We start from the raw sequence: 14,804 nt of genomic DNA, 5'->3' as shown, positions 1-14,804 counted from the left end.
TCAAATCAGGGGAGAAGTAGTTTTTTGGAGTAAGGTTTTCTTTTTGAAGAGAATTACAAGATTGAAAGATTTGAAATACTTGTCCGCCGTGGCCGATTGAAAAGTTACTTCAATGCTGACTTAGGACCAGTGCCGTAATTGCGATAGCTCTATTCCTCTTTTTGTTTCTTCACTAAGGTAAAAAACAAACATCAATTTCTATTTTCTAAAGGGGAATGTGGAGGCTGGAAACAGGTTTATTTATATCGCTTCCAACAACTGTACGGAAGTCGCAGAGGCCACAGAGTTTTCCCAGGGATTTCAGGTTTATGGAGACACAATCCTTGCGACTTTTTTCACTCAATCACCAAAACTTCTTGCAGGGAAGCTGTAACCGACCTATTTTCAGAGACTTTTAGAATAAAAGAAATAACAGCTGCTTTTAAAAACCAAACCCATGAATCGATCTAAATACATTGCTTGTCTTGTTACCGCATTCATTTTAAATATTCAGCTGGTGCTGGCACAAAAGGCTGAACCTAATGCTAACCTGATAGATCAGCTATATGATTTTTCCAAAATCTCATCGGTTACCGGTAGGGAAGAACAGGCCGCTGCCTATATACAATCCTTGTTTCCAAGTGGTGAATTGAAGCAAGATAAACTGGGGAATCTGATCCTGGTCCTAGGTTCTGGCCAGCCAAAACGATTGATCACAGTTCCATTGGACGAACCAGGATATGTGATTAGTCAGATTCAAAATGATGGTTATTTGAAGGTGAATCCATTAGGTTTTGGACATATTGGGAATCTGTATCATCAATTTCTACAAGGGCATGAAGTCCAAATCAACACTGCTACAGGATCTGTGAAGGGTGTTTCAACCGTTCGATCTTCGCACTATGAGGGGCTGAGAGCAACACGGGAAAGTGAAAAGAATCCGTTCAGCTGGCATTAGGTCTTTATTGATTTGGGAGCATCTTCTGCGTCAGAAATAGCTCAACGGAATATTCAACTCTTAGACCCGCTGACTCTAAATAAGAAGACCTCAATAATCGGTAATCAATATATCGCTGCTCCTTCGATAAATGCGAAAGCCGCTGCAATAGCACTGGCTGCGGTAGCTAAAAGTATCGAGGAAAAGGAACTTGATGGAACTTTGGTAATTGCCTGGACTACGCTTGAACTGATCAATGGAAAAGGAATAGAGGCGATACTCAATACACAAGGTCCTTTTGCGGAAATTCATCGGTTTAATCGCTTTTTGGATGCTGAAAACATTGACCAAGAAAGCTTATTGGCGAATGGCTTGATGGTAGAAAACAACAAAAACCTTTTAATTACAAAGCCTGCCAGTTCATTTAGAAATCCATCTTCTACCATTGATTTTTCCAGTCAACCTGTTTATGAAATTGGATTGCCAAGCCGCTACACGAATACCCCGGTGGAGCTAATCGCCATTTCGGATGTGGAAAATTTGATGGATTATTGGATGCAGGTGATGGGTTCAAAAAAAGAACTTGCGCTGCTGCCAAAGGTGAAATCCACTACAGCCAAACCTTCCTATTCTTCTTTCAATGCGGAGTATCAGATGGTTTCCGAACTCATCAGCCAATATGGGGTAAGCTATGATGAAGAGCGGGTAAGAAAACATATCCTTTCCAAGTTGCCTGCCTGGGCAAAGCCTGAAGTTGATTCTGAAGGAAATATTATACTAAACTTTGGCCAAGGTGAGGATCACATTGCTTTCGTTGCTCATATGGATGAGACAGGATATGTGGTTGACGCTATAAATGAGGATGGTACGCTAATCGTGAAAAATAGGGGAGGGATGCTTCCTTGGATTTGGGAAGCACAGCCTGCCCTGATCCATGTTTCTGAAAATCCAATCCAGGCAGTATTCGAGCCTAGAGCAGATTTTGAGACAGCTACTAAACGAACAATCCCTTCAGAATTAACCGTATTTGCAGGCTTTAATTCAAAAAGTGAAGCTTTAGCTACTGGAATCCAGATTGGGAAAACAACGGTAACCATGCCTAAAGAAATGATCCGAATGAGTGAAAATAGAGCAGCTGCTCGTGGTTTCGATGACCGGGTAGGTTGTGCTGCTTTACTGATGAGTTTGACGAATCTAAATCCTGCTGAATTAAAACAACGAGTCACTTTCGTCTGGTCGACTGCTGAGGAAACTGGATTAGTCGGGGCTTCCTTTGCTGCAAAAAATCTACAGGATCTAAAAACTGTTTACCCGATTGACACCTACGTCTCCTCGGATGATCCTTTCACAGATGAGACCTTTGCAAATTGTCCTCTGGGGAATGGCGCGGTAATCAGGGTACTGGAAAGTATCAATTTCATTAGCAGAGAAAATTTGAAAGCAGTACAAAATCTGGCGGCCCAAAATAAGGTAAAAGTTCAATACGGCATGACTGCCGGGGGTACCGATGGGCAGCCATTTCTCGGTTACGGAATCCCCTCTATTCCGCTGTCTTGGCCTGGTAGATATTCTCATTCTCCGGTAGAGATCATGGATTACCGGGATCTGAGCAACTTGGTGATGCTAATTAATTCCATACTATTGAATCCTTCGAATGAATAAAAGGCCTTACCAAATCGGTTGAGCTGAAGCTTTTTTCCGATCCTTAATTTTCTCTAAATTATATCGAACTACTTTTCTACAGACTATGAAACATACTTTGACAAGCCTGATCTTTTTACTTTCAATTTCACTTTCCTTTGCGCAGAAACCACGTGCAAGAGATCTGGGTGTTCCGTTTTCGGGAACTCCCGGTTTGCATAATGCCATCACTGATGTGGCAGGGATTGAAGTAGGATACAGCACGATTATTTCGGGTTCCGGGAAAAACGTCGTGGGTGAAGGTCCTGTCCGAACAGGAGTTACTGCGATTTTCCCAAGAGGAAAAGCCAAACAATTCAGTCCCGTATTTGCCAATTGGTATAGCCTCAATGGCAATGGGGAAATGACCGGAACGACCTGGCTCACAGAATCAGGTTTTCTGGAAACTCCCATCATGATCACCAATACGAACAGTGTGGGCGAAGTGCGTCAGGCAGTTTTGAAATGGTTTGTAAATACCAACTGGTATAAAGGCGAAGAATGGTGGTATACGTATCCGGTGGTGGCAGAAACCTATGATGGATTTTTGAATGATATTTACGGTTTTCACGTCCAGGAAAAGCATGTCCTTGAGGCAATCGAAGATGCCAAAGGAGGTCAAATCGCAGAAGGAAATGTAGGCGGAGGAACTGGAATGATGTGTCTGGGATTCAAAGGAGGTACGGGCACTTCCTCTCGAGTGATTCAAATCGGGGATTCGACCTATACGCTTGGCGTTTTGGTTCAGGCAAATTTTGGAACAAGAAACTCTCTGAAAATCGCTGGTGTCCCGGTAGGCTTGGAGCTTGCAAATACTCTTAATAACGAATTGAAGCTTCCTCCCCAAACCTATCGAAAAGAAGGCGATGGTTCGATCATTGTCGTCGTGGCAACCGATGCGCCATTACTTCCGACACAACTCAAGCGAATCGCTCAACGGGTTTCGCTTGGGATTGGAAATACCGGAGGCTTTGGCAGTAATGGTTCAGGAGATATTTTCATTGCTTTTTCTACGGCTAATCCAGATGCATTCAGCAGAGAGCATGTCGAAAAAGTAAGCTTTCTAGCGAATGATATAATCAGTCCGCTATTTGAGGCGACCGTCCAGGCTGTGGAAGAGTCGATAATTAATGCGCTGATTGCAGCCGAAACCATGGAGGGAATCAATGGCAATAAATCCTATGCGATCCCACATGATTTATTGGTTCAGGTGCTTGAAAAATATAATCGGATTGAGAAATAAAAACTAGGGTACTAGTATTCCTCGCCTGATTAATACTATCTCCTAAAGAAGGGATGGCGACGATTCTTTCTAAGGATTGAAAATCCGATGATAGTAATTGGACATTGCAAATGTGGATTAGCAGGCTGCAAAGGTTTTAAACCGCATAGAAAAGATAGAAAACATAGCTTTTGAAATCAGAAGGCTAAAGTGAGAAGTCTGAAAAGCCTTAAAATTGAAAGATGAATCAATGAAGTCTAGCAATAGCTCCAGAGGAGCGATTTATTTGTAGCCCCGGCCCCGATAGTTATCTGGGTTAACCCGGGGTAATCGGAGTTGCATCAATCCGCTCCCGCGCAGGATATCAATCTGGAAAAAGGGGTAGGTGCGGGAGGTTGGAAATATTTTTATAATCGCAAAGCCGCAAAGGTTTTTTAACCGCATAGAAAGATAGAAAACATAGCTTTTGAAATCAGAAGGCTAAAGTGAGAAGTCTGAAAAGCCTTAAAATTGAAAGATTACTCAAATTGCGACCTAGCAACAGCGCCGTAGGTTCTAGAGCTCGGTAGCCATGGGTCCAACACATGGTAAATGAAAGCCAATACCGTTCCTTCTTGCGCAGCATTTTGATTTGGAAAAGGCATGAATGTGAGGGAGGATGGTGATGAATCTTTTTCTTTCTCGTCCTTTTGGCTTAGTCCAAAAGGACCAATAGGCCAAGACGTAGCAAAGCTTCCACCGCACCGCCCATCGCCGGCCCGCTGCTACGTCGACCCACCGCGCTTACAGATTAATTGTTCGTTTCAAATCATTGGTTATTTGGACCGTAAAAGCTCCAGAGGAGCGATTTGTTTGTAGCCATTAGCGAAGATTGCGTCCCCAATAGTCTCTTTATAAATCCTTAAATTCTTAACTCTCCATTAAACCTTCACAATTGGTTCAAGTCTTACTCAAAAACCCAAAACAGATGAACTTGAAGACGAATGGGCTATTGATGTCCCTGATTTTTTTCGGACTAATCTCTTGTAATAAAGGATGAGATGGAACCCATATCCACCGAAAGCGCGATTAACCTTCCTGACATCCCTTTTGACTATACTGCGATCGATATCCCCAGACATCTCTCAACAAATGCCCTGATTGGTCCCGGACAGAATGCCGCGATAGACAATGACAACACACCGTCTACCAATCCCACAACCAACGATGGGGCTACCTTGGGTAGAGTATTATTTTATGATAAAAGCCTTAGCGCAAATGGTACGATTTCCTGCGCCTCCTGTCATATCCAGGCAAATGGATTTTCAGATCCTAAAAAACTAAGCCTAGGCTTTGACGGAGCAACTACCCGAAGACATTCGATGAGCCTTATTAATGCCAGATGGTATGATAGAGGTCGATTTTTTTGGGATGAAAGAGCCGCTACTTTGGAAGAGCAAGTTCTGGAGCCATTCCAAGACCCCGTCGAAATGGGGATGACATTAAGCCAAGTGGTAACTACGGTTCAAAATCAATCCTTCTATGCAGCGCTTTTTAAAAATGCTTTTGGGTCGACGGAGGTGACATCAGATAAAATTTCAAAAGCCTTGGCGCAATTTATCAGGAGTATAGTCAGCGTTTCAAGCAAGTATGATGTTGGACGGGCATCAGTAAATATCCCTACGGCCGACTTTCCGAATTTCACAGTGAGTGAAAACAATGGGAAGCGGTTGTTCTTTATGCCCAAGGCACTCGGAGGTTTGAGCTGTGTGGGCTGCCACTCTACGGAAGCATTTATCAATCCCGATGCCGGCACGACAAACAATGGCTTGGACTTGGTGTCAACAACAGACCTCGGGGTATTTGAGGCTATTCCCAACCCTCAATTCTCAGGAACCTTCAAAGTGCCTTCGCTTAAAAACATTCAATTGACAGCGCCCTACATGCATGATGGTAGATTTGCGACGCTGGAGGAAGTCATTGAGCATTATAACAATGGTGTCAAAAATCATCCGAATCTAAACAGTTCCCTAAAGGATCTGAATGGAAATCCCCAACAGCTGAACTTGAGCGAACAGCAAAAGATCGATATAGTCAATTTTCTAAAGACGCTCACCGACAATACGCTGACCAACGACCCTAAATTCAGTGACCCTTTTAAGTAGGCTTTTGGTTTGCCCTTAAATGGTCGATTAGTGTATCTTCACAGAAACCTGTATTAAAGACTATGCATGAGACTTTAAAATCATACTTTCAGAAAAGGACGCAAATCACTGAGCAAAAACTAGAGGAACTGGCAGCATACTTTAAGGAGAAAACATTCAAAAAAAATGAATTCTTGCTTCGAGAAGGAGAGGTCTGTAAGTCCAATTATTTTGTGGTTTCTGGATGTCTCCGTTTGTACTCTATAAACCCGGAAGGTTTAGAAAACACTAGATATATCGCTTTAGAGGGGAAATTCGGAACTTCCTTTACAAGTCTGATTACAGGACAGCCCGCCACGGAATACATTCAATGCTTGGAAAAATCCACATTGTTGGAGATTAATAAGGATGACTTTTTTTTGTTGGTGGAAAATGAACCTGCCGTAAATCTTGTTTACCGCAAAATCCTGGAATCCGCCTACATCACTACCCAAAAGCGGATCTATGACTTTCAAGGTTCTGATAGCTTGCAGCGCTTGAAATTTCTAATCGAAAAGCATCCGAATATTTTTGGTAGACTTTCCAATAAAATTATTGCAAGCTATTTAGGAATTACCCCATACACCCTAAGTCGCCTTAAAACCAACCTTTAGTCCTCAAAACGTTGCTATAGCGCAACACTTTTCGGTTTTCCATTTCCCAACTTTGCATCATTAAAAAAAATAAACAGATGCAAAGTATCACCCGAAAAGCCAACTCTTATTTATTCTATACATTGTTTGTGCTGATTTTATTAGGGGGAGTAAAGACATCCCTAGCACAGGAAGGTCCGCCTAAAGTGCCTACACCAGCAGAATTTATGGCAGGTAATAACCGGATGTTTTTCCAATTGGTCACAAAGAAAAAGTTTTCACCCGAAAGCAGATTTGGCTTTCTCACAGTTGCTACTTTATCGGCTAGCTATGACAATGAGCGAGAGGATTTGGATATGGCTATTCCTGTGGTCATTAACTACGAGATCTATAAAGGCTTTAGTATCGTAGGAGGTGGGACTACAAACAACAAAGTCGGATTTTCACCTCTTCTCGGAGCACAGCATGTTTATTCCAGTAGAAAATGGCTCTCAGTGACCATTGCTTCTTTATTGTTGAATTCAGGTAATACGGAGTTCTTTGGAATCTATGAATTCAAACCTCAACTCAGTCCCAAAACCAGTTTATACACTAGGTTACAATTCTTATACATCCACAATACCCAGGAAAACTCCCATGCCCGAAGTTATTTGCAGCTAAGGACAGGATTAAAAATCAATGCACTCAGCTTTGGTCTTGGTGCCAATCTCGATCAATATGGACCTGGAAAAATATATAAGCCAAATTATGGGCTCTTTGTAGGTTGGGCTTTCCAATAAGAGCGCTCTTTTTGAGGGGGGGCAAAAACCACAAATTCGTTTTAACCGCCAAGAATATGAAGGTCAAAATCCTGGCCGCAAAGGTTTTAAACCGCATAGAAAAGATAGAAAACATAGTTTTTTAAATCAGAAGGCTAAAGTGAGAAGTCTGAAAAGCCTTAAAATTGAAAGATTACTCAAATTGCGACCTAGCAACAGCGCAGTAGGTGCTAAAGCTCGGTAGCCATGGGTTCAACACATGGTAAATGAAAGCCAATACCGTTCCTTCTAGCGCAGGATTTTGATTTGGAAAAGGCATGAATGTGAGGGAGGATGGTGATGAATCTTTTCCTTTCTCGTCCTTTTGGCTTAGCCCAAAAGGACCAAAAGGCCAAGACGTAGCAAAGCTTCCACCGCACCGCCCATCGCCGGCCCGCTGCTACGTCGACCCACCGCGCTTACAGATTAATTGTTCGTTTCAAATCATTGGTTATTTGGACCGTAAAAGCTCCAGAGGAGCGATTTGTTTGTAGCCATGTGTGCCCTCGATAGCTATCGGGGCCATGGTAAAGGAAATCCCACACCATTCCCTCCCGCGCAGGATATCAATCTGGAAAAAGGGGTAGGTGCGGGAGGCTGGAAATATTTTTTTAACCGCAAAGGCGCAAAGGTTTTTAAACCGCATAGAAAAGATAGAAAACATAGTTTTTGAAATCAGAAGGCTAAATTGAGAAGTCTGAAAAGCCTTAAAATCGAAAGATTACTCAAATTGCGACCTAGCAACAGCGCCGTAGGTGCTAAAGCTCGGTAGCCATGGGCGCAGCCCATGGTAAAGGAATCCCCACATTTTCCCTCCCGCGCAGGGTAGCAATCTGGAAAAAGGGGTAGGTGCGGGAGGCTGGAAATATTTTTATAACCGCTAAGCCGCAAAGGTTTTAAACCACATAGAAAAGATAGAAAACATAGCTTTTGAAATCAGAAGGCTAAATTGAGAAGTCTGAAAAGCCTTAAAATCGAAAGATTACTCAAATTGCGACCTAGCAACAGCGCCGTAGGTGCTAAAGCTCGGTAGCCATGGGCGCAGCCCATGGTAAAGGAATCCCCACATTTTCCCTCCCGCGCAGGGTAGCAATCTGGAAAAAGGGGTAGGTGCGGGAGGCTGGAAATATTTTTTTAACAGCAAAGCCATAAAGATTTTAAACCACATAGTCACATAGAAAACATAGCTTATTAATCTCCTCCAATCTATCGGAGCTCTAATCCCCCCGAGCTATCGGGGCCCTTTTCTCTTTTTCTCTCATTCTCTCATTCTCTTAATCTCTAATCCCTAATCCCCAATCCCTAATCTCATTTCCCTAACCCCCAGTCCAATAATTTTTTAAACAAATCACCTAAAGGCTATTGTGATTTCAAACTAATTTCATTTAATTACCTAAGGTTTTTAATATTTCAACCAGATTTTTAAAAATCAATCTAGGAAGATCTCAAAGAGCGCTTTGAGCAAAGATGCAAGCGGGAATAACCCGTCTGTAAGTTGAATAAATTACCCTTTTTCAGCTTATTTTGTTTGATTAAACTTAACACGACTGGCCGAGGAGCAATCCTCGGCCTTTTTATGGTCTAATGCTTCAATACCCCTAGTAAAACACGCGACCTCCTTATAAAAACATGCGATCGCCCGTGTAAAAGAAGAGATGTCCTATATAAAAGATAGGACATCCCGTATAAAAGTAGGGATGACGCTTGTTTGAAGTGGGGGAGGGTACTTCGGAAGTACCCCTTGGTCTTTTATTGAGATTTCAAATCCCTAATAAATAAAAAAGCGTAGTTATAAACTACGCTTAGACAAACGCTTATTGTACACTTAGACGGGGCAAGCATTCTATTCCTAGGTGAGGTAGCTACTTATAAGGTTTCTACTGAAACATTTTTAAGTAAGGCATCATTAAACCCAATTTGTTTTAAAATACAGCAATACAATAATTTACGCAATTCAAAAGTAACATCAACAAGCCCCTGTAGATCATATAAATACTGAAAATCCTTCTCATAAAAATGAGAATAATAATGCCTATTTCGTGCTATTCGGAAGGAATCCAATTTTATTTTCCCTATATCAATCACATTTTGAAACTCGTCGAATAAAAAATCTAAACGAACTTTCAAGTCCACGTGTCCATCATTTCTAAAACGCCTATGGAATCCTTCTAGGGCATTGACAATTATCATAAAATTACTTGTGTCAAAATAATTGTCATTTTGAAAGCTCTTAACTAAATAATTTAAAATTGGTTCCAACTTTGAATCAATTGCCATCCAGTTACATAAAATGCTATTTAAGCTATTTTCAATATGATTAAAATTGAAAACAGGCCTATCATAAGGCGATTTATCACGAAGTCCTAATCTTTGCTTATAATAAAGAGCAATTGACTTATTACCTAGATTATCTGCGTCAGGTTCATGATCAAATAAATAAAAGCTTATAAACTTAACTTTTGATGTAAAAGCCAACTCAAAAAATAATAATAATCTTTCACTTTTTTTTACAATATCTAAAAAAGCAGATGGCTCAACAGATGAAATTTTTATTATATAAATTTCATTGATATTAATCCCATTAAAATCTTTTTCCTGCTGCCAACTTTTACTAACAATTTCAAGCAGCCAAAAATCATCAATCTTCAAATCATAAATAAATCGGTTTTTTAAACTGTCAAATGAGATGGAAAAACCCGTTATTTCATTTTCTGAATTGAAAGTATATGAATTTCTAATGTTGTTTCTTAAAAACCATTTATTCAGTTTATCTGTATTAAAATTTCCTCTTGAAAAAATTTTTGCATGAACATCTTTAAGATGAATGCCTTCAAGTAAGTATCGTACTCTATATTTAATAAGTGAAAATTTTGCTTTATAAACCTTTTCATGCTTTGCAACATCGCAATAAACAAGACTTATTTTTTTATGATTGGAATCCACTCCATAGATTAAATCAGCACTTGATAAATTATGATTAAAAAACAAATTTAATTCTTCATGAAAAGAACCTATTAATTCTAGGGTAACTCCAGACTCAGGATCGAATTTGGCAATACCTGGAATCATTGTTTCAGGTTTTTCAGGTAAACACCAAAATCCTTTAAACTCTTTCAAATCATTCACCGCACACCTCCTTCCATAAACCCCTCCCCATCTATCTCCCTCATCACCCGATCCGTCTCCACTAATGCCTTGATGATCTTCTGATAATGCAGAATATCCTGAAAATCCAGGGTTCGGCCTTTGCGGTCTTTGAGCCATTTTTGGGCGGGTTGGTAGCCGCCGATATAGAAATTCCAGGCGAGTTCGGGTACGCTGTCGAAGTATTGCTCGGAGTTGATGTAGACTCTTCCCGTCACTGCGAGATCCGCTTCAGCGGTCGAAGCAGTCTCTTTAGACAGATCGCTTCGGTCGTTCCTCCCTCGCGATGACGCGGACTCGTCGCTCGCAATGACGAAATGTGGCTTCTCGACTTCGTTTTCACCGCCGATGGGGTACTCGGTAATGTATTCGTTTAGACTTGGGCTTTCCATCAGGTGCAGGGATCGGAGTTCTCCGCCTAGCGCGACTAGTCTCCAGAACTCTTCCACATCGGTAGGATAGGGCACCCGAGGGAAATCTATCTTCAAAAACTCCTTGTAAGTCTCCCGATAACTTGGCGAGTGCAAGATGGCATATATGTAATCCAGCAAATCAACAGGTGCAAAACTCTGTCGATATTCCGGCATAACTTCCCCGCTTTCAGCAAAGCAAACTTCCCCGCCTTCTTCCTTCTCCGGCAAAAAAGACAAACCTAAACCCTTGGCGATTTCTGCTACGATCTTTGGATCAAGATTGGGAGTTCGGTTGGCGCTGGAATCTAAGGAAAGTTGGGAATCGGAGTCCGGGTAGAGATAGAGGGGAAATATCGTAGCAATATCTAAAAGGGAAATAGCATCCTTATTAACTAGATTTCTACCAATAAAATATGTCCCTGTTTCAGAATTTCGGCTCTGCCTAAGGCAAATAAATGCAAAATTATCTTTATTCAATGTATGAGCCATCACTTTCCATGCAGGGCGACTAGTTAAACCTAACTCATAATACATATACCTAGAATCAAATGGTCTGTACAAACATTTTGACACATTCTTATCATTAAAATTCATTGAACTAATTCTGTGAGTTAAATTATAGCTCGATGAATCTTTTACAGCATATGTTTCTTTGAAATTTCTATCTAAATTTTCAGAAAACAACAATTTAATTCTTTCCTCCAATTCGGTTTTATCAACAGAAAAAAACAACTTATCTCTATCCGATTTTATACCATTTTGGAAAATATTAAAAACTTCTACAACAGAAAATCCTTTTTCATAAATTTCTTTACCATAAAAATTCTTATTTAAGAAAAAATAATAGGGCTTATCAATACTTATATCTTTCCATTTAATACTAGATATAGAATTTTTCAATAGGAACTGGTACTTTATATCTCTTCTGCCAAAAATGTCGAACGTTTTTATTATTTTTTTATTTGTAGAATTTTTAATAAATATATTTATTGATACACCCTGCATAATATCAAAAACATTTTCATCTTTAGATCCATCCGGCGACACCTCTTGCTTTTTTGAATTCCCATGCAGATCTAATATATATATTTTATCAAAAGTATCTAATAATGACTTTCTCATCTGGCGATGAGTTATTCCATCCAAAAAACTATTATTTGATATATAAGCTAAAATCCCAGATCCATTTTTATCTATAAAGTGCTGTCCGTATCGAATAAACTTGATGTAATCATCGTCTAAGTTAATCTTTCGCTCATTCAGATTCTTTTTATAATCCGCTATCAAATTCTGAATCCACTCCCCTTTATTGGTACTACTTACACTATAAGGTGGATTTCCTGCCACAATCATAACTGGTGCATCACGCTTGATCTGATTGGCTTCGTTGGCTTCGGCACTCAGCCAGTTGGCGAAGAGAGTTCCTGTATCCTTGTGGTATTCCTCCAGTGAATTGGTTAGGTAGATGCGGAAGCGTTGGCCTTTAGTGCCCGTGTAGCCTGTTTGCTTAAGCAGCAAGTCCAGCTTCAGATGTGCCATGGCATAGGATGCCATCAGGAGCTCGAAGCCGTTAATGCGGGGTAGCAGGTGATTTTCCACATAGGAATTCCAGAGCCCCTGTTGTCCTTTGAATTTGGAATAGATATGATTGATCGCCTCAGCGACGAAGGTGCCAGTTCCGGTAGCTGGATCAAGGAATTGCACCCGATGTACCTCCTGATCCACTTCCCGAATTCCTCCGGAGAATCGCTTGTCATGCGTAGCAATGGGCACTTTGATGGTGGTTTTGGAAGTGTCTGCCAGCCCCATTGGCAAGTCAAACTCATCGATCAGAATATCATCTACAGCGCGGATGATAAAATTCACCACAGGATGCGGCGTGTACCAAACCCCACGGGCTTTGCGCAGCTTAGGATCATAGGTACTTAGGAAGGTCTCGTAAAAGTGGATGATCGGATCTTCGGTTTGGGTAGCCTTACCGAAGTTGCTCAGGATGGCATTTACATCAGCCGCCCGGAAGATATCCGCGAGCGCATCCACGATCCATTTGATCCGATCGTCCAAGTCATAGCCGGCGATGTATTGGAAAAGCTTTCGTAGGAAAGGATTAGACTTGGGGATCAGTTCGGCAGCTTCCTGTCTGGAAAATGAATCCAAGGTTTCGTCGTAAAGTCTTGCTGCAAACATCCCGTAGGATATGGTCTGCGCATAGACATCCGAAAATTCCTTTGGCGTAATATCATGAATCAGGATTTCCTTGAAGGCATTCATCTGCTCTCTCAGGGTAGAATTCTCCTGATTGATCTCATCGGAATTCAGAGAATTTTCGATCACATTGGCAAGCATTCTGGCTTTTCCAGCCATCATTTCTGCAAGCTTTTTGGGGCTTTTGATACTTTGGCTGATATGAGTTGTAAACTCCTTGATGAGGAGCTCGAAGGCTGGGAAGTTATGGGGTAGCGGAAGGATTTTACCGTTATCGACCACCCCAATCCGAATAGAAGTTGCCAATTCTCCATTTATGTAATAGTAAAAATCGAGGTAATCGGTAAAGATCAAGTTATCCAGCGAGCCTTTGTATCGGTCGAATTGTTCTTTGTTTCCGTTCTTTTTACTTCCAGTCAAGTCATTATCACCTATATCTTTGGCTTCGATGTAGCCGACTGGAATTTCCTTTTTATTCGTCAGAATGTAATCAGGCGCACCACAAGCTTGGCGCTTAGGTTCGTTGGTTGCTGAGATGTTTGGAATTAGTGATTCGATTAGTTGTTGAAGATCGCCTCTGAACGTATGTTCTGTGGCGTGCCCAAGGCGATATCGGTTATTAATTGATGCGATGTATTCGGAAACAGTCATGAAAAAGAGTTAGTAAAAAAGAACTTCCTAAAGATATAAGAAGAATTAGTTCCAGAAAGAACCGATCAGAAAAATTGTTAGGTAAGAATTGAAAATTTTGACTTTCGCCTTCGGGAAGTTTCTCCTGGCCCGGCCCAAGACCAAAACGATTCCCCATAGCCCATGATTTTTTATCGCCTTGTACTTCCGGCCATCAGGACCATAGGCTTCGATCAAATCAAAAGTCCTTTGGACAACTTGGATTTTTAGATAAAAAGCTGTTGGTTCAAGTAATCTAAAAACAACGCGACTTTTGTCCTAAGTAGGCTCGATCCCACAACTAGCGCAATTGCTTTGCGAAGCAAAATGTTGCCAACAATTTGAAATAAAGATGAGATTGAAATATTTGTACTTTATCCTAATCGCATTCCTGCTTGTTTCATGTAATCCAGAAAATGAAACATCCGATTTTGAAAAGTTTACAGGAAGATGGACTCTTCATCTTGTAGAAGTACAATCTGATTCAGCAGCCAATTGGGAGCCTAGGCAAGACGATTACAAAAACCGAAAAGGGTTTATCATTTATGATGGGAAGGGTGGAATGGGCGTACATCACGTGACTGAAGACTACGAGAACTACAAATTTGAAGGAAAAGGAGGGCTTGACAGTTTAACCCTTACTGACTTAAGACATCTAGCTGATAATTTTGTCTACTTTGGAAATTACAACGTAATCGACTCGCTTCACATTATTGCGCATCATATCGAGTCATCAAACTTTCAAAATATGTGGGGAACTGTTGCAAAGAGAAAGTATGTCTTTTCAGGTGACACCTTGATTCTTAGCCCTGTTACGGACAGATATCCAAAGGGTCGATATAAGTGGATAAGGCTGTATGATAGTGAATAATGTATTTTTGATTCTATGTATATCCGCGATTGCAGCAGTAAAAGGTAAAAAGCGACTTAATTTATGGTAAACACTAGCATTACCTGTACTTCGGTCATCGGTCTTCCAGCCTGATAAGCAAAGAAAAAGAGG

8 protein-coding genes and 1 pseudogene are annotated in these 14,804 nt (G+C 40.9%); 7 read left to right on the top strand and 2 right to left on the bottom strand.

What is annotated here, in order from left to right; genetic code table 11:
* Positions 1-436 precede the first annotated feature (436 nt).
* The 6 genes and pseudogenes from BVC88_RS13040 to BVC88_RS13015 all read left to right on the top strand — a co-directional run.
* Positions 437-1,189, top strand: a pseudogene (locus BVC88_RS13040) (hypothetical protein); the annotation flags it as partial.
* A gap of 102 nt (positions 1,190-1,291) precedes the next feature.
* Positions 1,292-2,578: a M20/M25/M40 family metallo-hydrolase gene (locus tag BVC88_RS21575; RefSeq protein ID WP_317044974.1), complete on the top strand. Its 1,287-nt coding sequence runs from the start codon at positions 1,292-1,294 to the stop codon at positions 2,576-2,578.
* 85 nt (positions 2,579-2,663) lie between these two features.
* A complete protein-coding gene (locus tag BVC88_RS13030; RefSeq protein ID WP_075351132.1) occupies positions 2,664-3,839 on the top strand; it encodes a DmpA family aminopeptidase in 1,176 nt (391 codons plus the stop codon).
* Positions 3,840-4,858: 1,019 nt separating this feature from the next.
* A complete protein-coding gene (locus tag BVC88_RS13025) occupies positions 4,859-5,962 on the top strand; it encodes a cytochrome-c peroxidase (RefSeq protein ID WP_089153087.1) in 1,104 nt (367 codons plus the stop codon).
* A 62-nt stretch (positions 5,963-6,024) separates the two neighbouring features.
* The gene (locus tag BVC88_RS13020) at positions 6,025-6,594 is read left to right on the top strand and encodes a Crp/Fnr family transcriptional regulator (protein WP_075351131.1); all 570 of its coding nucleotides are present in this window, start codon (positions 6,025-6,027) and stop codon (positions 6,592-6,594) included.
* Positions 6,595-6,671: 77 nt separating this feature from the next.
* Positions 6,672-7,352, top strand: a complete 681-nt coding sequence (locus BVC88_RS13015; protein WP_075351130.1) for a hypothetical protein — start codon at positions 6,672-6,674, stop codon at positions 7,350-7,352.
* Positions 7,353-9,236: 1,884 nt separating this feature from the next.
* Here the strand turns inward: BVC88_RS13015 and BVC88_RS21570 are convergent.
* A complete protein-coding gene (locus BVC88_RS21570) occupies positions 9,237-10,496 on the bottom strand; it encodes an ApeA N-terminal domain 1-containing protein (RefSeq protein WP_075351128.1) in 1,260 nt (419 codons plus the stop codon).
* Positions 10,493-13,783, bottom strand: coding sequence for a type ISP restriction/modification enzyme (locus BVC88_RS13000; RefSeq protein WP_075351127.1), 3,291 nt, complete (start codon positions 13,781-13,783; stop codon positions 10,493-10,495). Before BVC88_RS13000 ends, BVC88_RS21570 begins: the two co-directional genes overlap by 4 nt.
* Before the next feature lie 370 nt (positions 13,784-14,153).
* Between BVC88_RS13000 and BVC88_RS12995 the strand changes: the two genes are divergently transcribed.
* Positions 14,154-14,672 (top strand): lipocalin-like domain-containing protein, encoded by a 519-nt coding sequence (locus tag BVC88_RS12995; RefSeq protein WP_075351126.1) that lies wholly within the window; start codon positions 14,154-14,156, stop codon positions 14,670-14,672.
* The last annotated feature ends 132 nt before the right edge of the window (positions 14,673-14,804 follow it).

It is taken from the genome of Algoriphagus marinus (genome assembly GCF_001936475.1).
Lineage (GTDB): Bacteria > Bacteroidota > Bacteroidia > Cytophagales > Cyclobacteriaceae > Algoriphagus > Algoriphagus marinus.
Note: the sequence above shows the minus strand (reverse complement) of the source record. Positions and strands in the feature narration are given on the sequence as shown.

Coding starts and splice junctions, on each gene's coding strand:
- BVC88_RS21575 (WP_317044974.1), top strand. CDS start 1,292: ATGGTAGAAAACAACAAAAACCTTTTAATTACAAAGCCTGCCAGTTCA.
- BVC88_RS13030 (WP_075351132.1), top strand. CDS start 2,664: ATGAAACATACTTTGACAAGCCTGATCTTTTTACTTTCAATTTCACTT.
- BVC88_RS13025 (WP_089153087.1), top strand. CDS start 4,859: ATGGAACCCATATCCACCGAAAGCGCGATTAACCTTCCTGACATCCCT.
- BVC88_RS13020 (WP_075351131.1), top strand. CDS start 6,025: ATGCATGAGACTTTAAAATCATACTTTCAGAAAAGGACGCAAATCACT.
- BVC88_RS13015 (WP_075351130.1), top strand. CDS start 6,672: ATGCAAAGTATCACCCGAAAAGCCAACTCTTATTTATTCTATACATTG.
- BVC88_RS13000 (WP_075351127.1), bottom strand. CDS start 13,783: ATGACTGTTTCCGAATACATCGCATCAATTAATAACCGATATCGCCTT.
- BVC88_RS12995 (WP_075351126.1), top strand. CDS start 14,154: ATGAGATTGAAATATTTGTACTTTATCCTAATCGCATTCCTGCTTGTT.